The 6124-nt window shown below is 32.9% G+C and carries 5 protein-coding genes and 1 pseudogene; 5 read left to right on the top strand and 1 reads right to left on the bottom strand.

Translation table 11 applies throughout. From position 1 onward, the window contains the following. Window positions 1-205 precede the first annotated feature (205 nt). From HMPREF0493_RS05310 to HMPREF0493_RS05290, 5 genes and pseudogenes are all read left to right on the top strand, one after another. Window positions 206-706 (top strand): Rgg family transcriptional regulator, encoded by a 501-nt coding sequence (locus tag HMPREF0493_RS05310; RefSeq protein WP_338085301.1) that lies wholly within the window; start codon window positions 206-208, stop codon window positions 704-706. 137 nt (window positions 707-843) lie between these two features. Then, window positions 844-1905 (top strand): class III bacteriocin, encoded by a 1062-nt coding sequence (locus tag HMPREF0493_RS05305; protein ID WP_006352289.1) that lies wholly within the window; start codon window positions 844-846, stop codon window positions 1903-1905. A 76-nt stretch (window positions 1906-1981) separates the two neighbouring features. Beyond that, window positions 1982-3289, top strand: a complete 1308-nt coding sequence (locus tag HMPREF0493_RS05300) for an SLAP domain-containing protein (protein ID WP_228117003.1) — start codon at window positions 1982-1984, stop codon at window positions 3287-3289. 14 nt (window positions 3290-3303) lie between these two features. Next, a pseudogene (locus HMPREF0493_RS05295) lies at window positions 3304-3660 on the top strand (tyrosine-type recombinase/integrase); the annotation flags it as partial. Window positions 3661-3945: 285 nt separating this feature from the next. Then, window positions 3946-5223, top strand: a complete 1278-nt coding sequence (locus HMPREF0493_RS05290) for an ISL3 family transposase (protein WP_006352286.1) — start codon at window positions 3946-3948, stop codon at window positions 5221-5223. 72 nt (window positions 5224-5295) lie between these two features. Here HMPREF0493_RS05290 and HMPREF0493_RS05285 read toward each other — a convergent pair whose 3' ends face one another. Then, on the bottom strand, window positions 5296-6063 hold the full coding sequence (locus HMPREF0493_RS05285; protein WP_133286292.1) for a CPBP family glutamic-type intramembrane protease: 768 nt from the start codon (window positions 6061-6063) through the stop codon (window positions 5296-5298). Between the last annotated feature and the right edge of the window lie 61 nt (window positions 6064-6124).

Raw genomic sequence — 6124 nt, 5'->3', positions numbered from 1 at the left:
TTTCATTGAAAAAAAGAAATACAAAGATTAATAAATTAATTGGTCCAAAATTCAAAGAAATTAGAAAAAAACAAGCATGTATCTCTTAAGGAATTGGCGCAAAAAACCGGAGTAAAATAAAGTACAGGAATTAAAAGACTATACTAATGAATTACTTAGCGCGTATTATCAAGAAAATGATAATTACTTACGATCTGAGTATTTAATTAGAGTAGCCAATGCCGCTAACTATTACATGGACTTAACTGATAAAGAGTTTAAGGCGGAATTGACTCAATGCTTTAAAAATATTAATTATTTGTTTGAAAAAGAGATAATTTTATTTGGTGATGTGCAATTATTATTAGATACCACTACTGTCTATAGATTAGCGAGAGAATTAGCCAGTAAAATGTATGGTAGAGATTTAGTAACAATGAGTGTCAGCATAACTCTGCTTAATGCAGTGTTTGTTTTAATCAAAAGAAAAGCAACAGATGAAGCAAGAAAAGTATTGAATGCAACATGTCAGTTGAACTTCTCAACCAATGATTTATTAACCGCGACAAGAATCAAATTTCTGAAGACTTTATTGAATTATATAGATTCAGGTAAAGAATATCAGATCATGCAATTTTTAAATTCCTTAGAGAATAAGCAACTAAAAGAAAGTTGGACGTTTGCTTTTCAGCAAATTAAAGATATATACAATTTGAGTAATATGTGATTACTAATAAGATTCTGACACATTAGTAAATTTTATTATTTAAGAAATCCCTAATTAGGGATTTCTTAAATAACGTAAATAACTATAAGTTCATACTGGAAAGTAGAAATGTAGTAATTAAAAATAGAGGTAGTATTATGTTTAATAATATGAAACAAGCATATAACATCAGTACAGAATTACTTCATATATTAAATAATTATAATAACGGCGATGATGATTTGTACCACGTTGTTGTTCAAAAAGGAAATGTGGGTTCAAGGTATTTATATGCTTTACAATTATTAAATGAAGGTAATAATATTTATGTGTTTCGTGGAGATAAGAGCTACAGAAGTAATTTTGACAAAAATTCACCTGTATTAAGATTGATACGTAAAGAAAAAAATGATTCTACATATTACACAGCAGGTGGTCATACTCAAACTTGGGAATATGCGTATGCTAATAAAAATGAATGGTTTGTTGGCACCAAACCCAATGATTTAAATCCAAGTGCTGCTAAATGGACAAAACAAATAGCCCGAGTTACAATTCCACAAAATAAAAAGATTAAAAGTAATACGGAATTACCTAGATTATCGAACTTAAATTATGCAGGCTCAAGTTATGGAATAGGATATTCTGGCAATAAAATGTTTAGGGTAGAGGCAGCAGTATCTTTAGATCATAACTATTTTATGGTAATAACTGGAGATAATGCTAATAATGCATATTTTTCTATTTATTCATTAAGCGCTATAAATAATGCATTAGATAGTAACGGTACATCTCCTGTAGATATAAGAAATTATGCAAGTGATTGTAAAGACGCATTCAAAATTTCAAATTTATCTGGATCTAATGGGTTAATAGGATCATTACAGGGCTTTGATTTTAGTTATGATGAAGTTACTAATCAGGGATATATTTATATATCCAGCCAATACAGTCCAAACGATGGAGATGGTGGTGAATCTAGAAAGATTGTAAAAATCCCTTGGCGAAGTACAGATCCGAGTGAATGGGAAGAAGTAGATCTTAGAACTAATCCGGGAACTCTTGATGAGGATGCAGGCTCATATAGGACAGAATTAGAAGGTATACAATTAATAGATAACAATGATGTTTATTTGACTGTAGCATATCATGATCCTAGTCAAGGAAATCTTACAGTAATGAATAGAATATATAGAGTTACATGGTCTTCTAGTATTTAAAAAGAAATGGAGAACAAATATGAAACAAGTATTAAAAATCATGCTTACTGCGGCTAGCCTATTATCAACAGGTAGTATGTTGCTTTGCACTCCTATAAATGTTAAAGCAGCAAGCAATGTATCAACGACCAATTCTTTAAATAGTGATAATCTATATTTTTTATTTAATGGTCAAAAATTAGCTGATAATGCCGTTTTACCTATGGAAAAAGGTGTTGCAGTAAGTAATGGTGATAGCTTAGAGAAAGTTTTGACAACGGCTAAAAGTTTAGTTTCTCTTAGTATGCCAAATGTTCAAATTACAACTAATGTATCTGAATTACGAGGACAGGTACAATCGCAAAATGTGCTACTTGATAATTCAAACAATATTGCCCAGATACCATCTGCTGGATTTTATGTTACCCTGACTGCTAGAAATAATGGTCAGGTAGTAAACGTAAGAGTACCATTCGGTAACGCATATACAGTTACACAAAATGCGCCAGAAGTTCAGGTTTCATTTGAGCAAAACAATGCGACTCAAAAATTGAATGTAAATAATTTAATCTTTCAGATTACTTCAGGTTCAAAATTTCATCCATTAAATTTTGTTGGAAGCAATAAAGTACAATTTAAATTGTCAGCTAGCAATAATGGTACGTTGACTGTAGACTCAGATACTGTTGATCCATCACAACCAGGAAGTTTGGGTCAAGTTAAAGTTACTGCAACTAATAGTCAGGGTCAGAAGTCTACGTCTAGTTTTGAAGTTTATGTAATGCCTCAAGGAATGCAAAGATTGGGCGTAGATATTTGGACTGATAGTTATCGCATTTCTGATGGAAGAGTTTGGAAGAATGAACAACTGAACCGTGGGGATGCCATATATGTTGGTAATGATACTCAAATTATTAATAAAGTAAGTTACACTAGAATATCGACTAAGAGCCAAGAAGATGCTAACAGTTCAAGTAATAATACTTGGATTAAAACTAGTGATTTAGTACATAAAAATGTCGACGCAGTCACTAAACGAGTAATGCATGAAGCATTAATTTATGACAGTATTGGTGGTAGTAAACTAAGAAAAATTCCGGCTTTCAAATTGATGACCTTTGAAAAGAAAATATATGTAATTAAGAATGTTAAATATTACAAGGTGATCAATGCACCAGATTACATTAAGGCTGCTAATGTTGATGGGACTAAGCGTACTTTAAAGAAGAATGCTTATATTTACGCTACAAGTAATCGCCGTGCGAATAAGAATGTTTTACGCAAGGGTACTAAAATTACAACGTATGGCAATTCCTATAAATTCAAGAATGGTAAACGATATTATCGTATTGAAGGTGCAACGAAAACACAAAAACGTTATGTTAGAGTAACTAATTTTAAGTAGAAAAAAACGTTTCTGAAAATGATCTTGAAGATTACTATGACTGGATGACGGAATACCAAGAAAAGCATCCTGATCAACCAATTTTCACAAGTGAATGGTTATTTCCATCAATAAAAAATCCAAGCAAACACATTGATGAAAGGCGCTACTACATGATTATGCACAAAGTAGGTGAAGTGATAAATATCGATTATCTTGGAACACACACGATGAGAAAAACAGGAGCTTATCGTGTCTATGAACAATCAAATCATAATATTGCATTAGTTATGCAGCTATTGAATCACTCATCAGAAAAAGTTACTTTGGCTTACCTTGGATTAGATAAGGAAGCTAGGGAACATATCTTAGATACGATCGATTTTGGCTAATGCTGAGAGGAGGATTATATGGCCTTTAAAAACATTCAAGACCAATAAGTAATCGTTTAGCTCCTTAAAATGCGAATTTATAAAAAGTACAAAATTAAAGCATCGTCTAATTGACGATGCTTTTTCTTTTTTTAATGGCTCTATAATTTTTCCTGTTGATATCTTATCTCTATGATAAGCTGTTAACAGGATTTTCTATTGCATTAAAAAAGGAGGACATAGTCCTCTTTACAATAAAAAATTCGTTCCACCAAACATTTTATTTGTATAAACAAAGGTATAACTATGTCCTCTTTAAATGATTATATTAAATTTGTTCTTGATATTGAAGACAACAACATTATTTTTAAAGATTATTTTTATAAAATTCCTGAAGCTGGTTCGAAATATAAAGTTTATGAAGCTGAGCTCATTCAACCAGCTTGCCCCTTCTGCGGCTCTGTTGATATTATTCACAACGGTCATCTTAAGACAAATATTCGCTACATTACTGCCAATGCAAGTACGCCTGTCGTAATTAGATTGTTCAAACAGAGAGTTAAATGCCGTGATTGCAGTAAAAGATCAATGGCCCAAAGTAGCCTTGTAAATAAATACTGCAGTATTTCTAATACTTCAAAGCTAAAGATCCTCAGTGCCTTAACCGAAGATCGTTCAATGACTAGTATTGCCCGTGAGCACAATACTTCAGTTAACACAGTTCAACGAGTGTTGGCTTCTTGTTCTCATCGTTTTATTGACGGGTATGATTATTTGCCTGAGCATCTTGCTTTTGACGAATTCAAGGGCGTAGATAGAAAGCTGCACTTTATCTGTTTAAATGGAGAAACACATGAAGTAATTCAAATTCTTAGAAACAGATTTAAGAAGAATCTATTGAAATACTTCGGCAGATTTACGCTTAAGGCACGAGCCAACGTCAAAACTGTAACTATGGACCTTAATTTCTATTATCAGGATATCGTTAGAGCTTGTTTTCCTAATGCTCAAATCATTATCGATCGTTTCCACATGGTGCAGATGCTCACCAGGTCTTTAAATTCATTAAGGGTCGCTACTATGAAGAAATTTGATAAGGGTACAAGAGAATATAGTCTGCTCAAATCACCTTGGAAATTGTATCTTAAGAAATTTGATGACTTAGAAAAGATCCACCCGAGATACAATTGGCACTATAAAGACTCACTTACTCAGGAACAAATCGTAATGGAAGGTATCGGTTGCAACGATGTTTTAGACAATTCCTATAACTTATTGCAGGACTTCTTTACAGCACTTGATAAACACGATACCAAATCAATGAAAGAAATTATTTATTCTAAAGAAAGGGTCGGAGCTTTAATGCATAAAACCCTTTTGACCTTCAGACATAATCTAAAAGCTGTTTTAAATGGTGCAAGTTTATCTTATTCCAATGGCTGTCTTGAAGGCTTCAACCGTAAGATAAAACAAATTGAAAGAACTGCTTATGGCTACTCTAACTTCATCAATCTCTTAACTAGAATAAGACTGGAAGAAAACAAGATAAAAGAAAAAGGATCAAGCAATTTATTAATTGCTTAATCCTAATCATTTACTCTTCATCAACAGGATTTGACAAAGAGCCTTTTTAATATATTAAATTATGTAAAGCAACTAATACATGCGTGAAAAATCGAGCTCTTGATCTGTTCCAAGCAAACGATCTACATTTTCTTCCATTACTAAACGACGCTTGCCATACATCATCCAAATTGTAACGATCAATCCAAAAATCAATGGAATAATCGTTGTAGCCCAATCATTAAAATCACCTGTCCAAGTTGATGGTGAGTTCCAACCCCATTGAATATTTATCAAATAATCGTTAAAGAAGTGAACAATCATAATAAACCACAATTTACCAATGTAAAAGTAGGCAGCAACCCACATCATCGCATCAGTAACTGCCAAAACTTGCGAGATTGTGGCCGCAACCGTTTGCCCATTCCATCCAATGTTAGAAAAATGGGGCAAAGCAAATAATAAAGTTGAACCATAGACAGCGATAGGAATACGCCATTTTTTCAAATTTCTGGAAGCGATTAGCAAAATCATAATGTTGATATAGCGTTCTGCTTCTTCAAGAACTCCTGGTTCCAACGCAGAAGTAAAACTGGGTACATTGATATATTTACTGTGAATGTCAACAATATAAGAAAATAAAATCGAGAAGATGTTATTGCCATTGCCACCAAAAGTATTCCACGCAACATTTATTACTAAAAGTAGAATTAACACGGAATAAACGACCCAGCTAAAATTAGCACTTGGTTGAAATTTCAAATTTGGATTAAACCGGAATCCCCAGCTGCGAACCAAAAAGCAAACCAGAATCAGTAATGCAAAGGCAGAAACAACGCCTTGGTTATTTATAGAATGCATTACCGGCAAGCTTTTGCTGATAAGCAGGACTTGATCGCTGCCATATTGCACATCAAGAAAG

It is taken from the genome of Lactobacillus amylolyticus DSM 11664 (assembly GCF_000178475.1).
Taxonomy (GTDB): domain Bacteria; phylum Bacillota; class Bacilli; order Lactobacillales; family Lactobacillaceae; genus Lactobacillus; species Lactobacillus amylolyticus.
Note: the sequence above shows the minus strand (reverse complement) of the source record. Positions and strands in the feature narration are given on the sequence as shown.

Excerpts from the sequence above, each read along its gene's own strand:
- HMPREF0493_RS05285 (WP_133286292.1), bottom strand. The coding sequence starts at position 6,063 with ATGCATTCTATAAATAACCAAGGCGTTGTTTCTGCCTTTGCATTACTG.
- HMPREF0493_RS05305 (WP_006352289.1), top strand. The coding sequence starts at position 844 with ATGTTTAATAATATGAAACAAGCATATAACATCAGTACAGAATTACTT.
- HMPREF0493_RS05300 (WP_228117003.1), top strand. The coding sequence starts at position 1,982 with ATGTTGCTTTGCACTCCTATAAATGTTAAAGCAGCAAGCAATGTATCA.
- HMPREF0493_RS05290 (WP_006352286.1), top strand. The coding sequence starts at position 3,946 with ATGTCCTCTTTAAATGATTATATTAAATTTGTTCTTGATATTGAAGAC.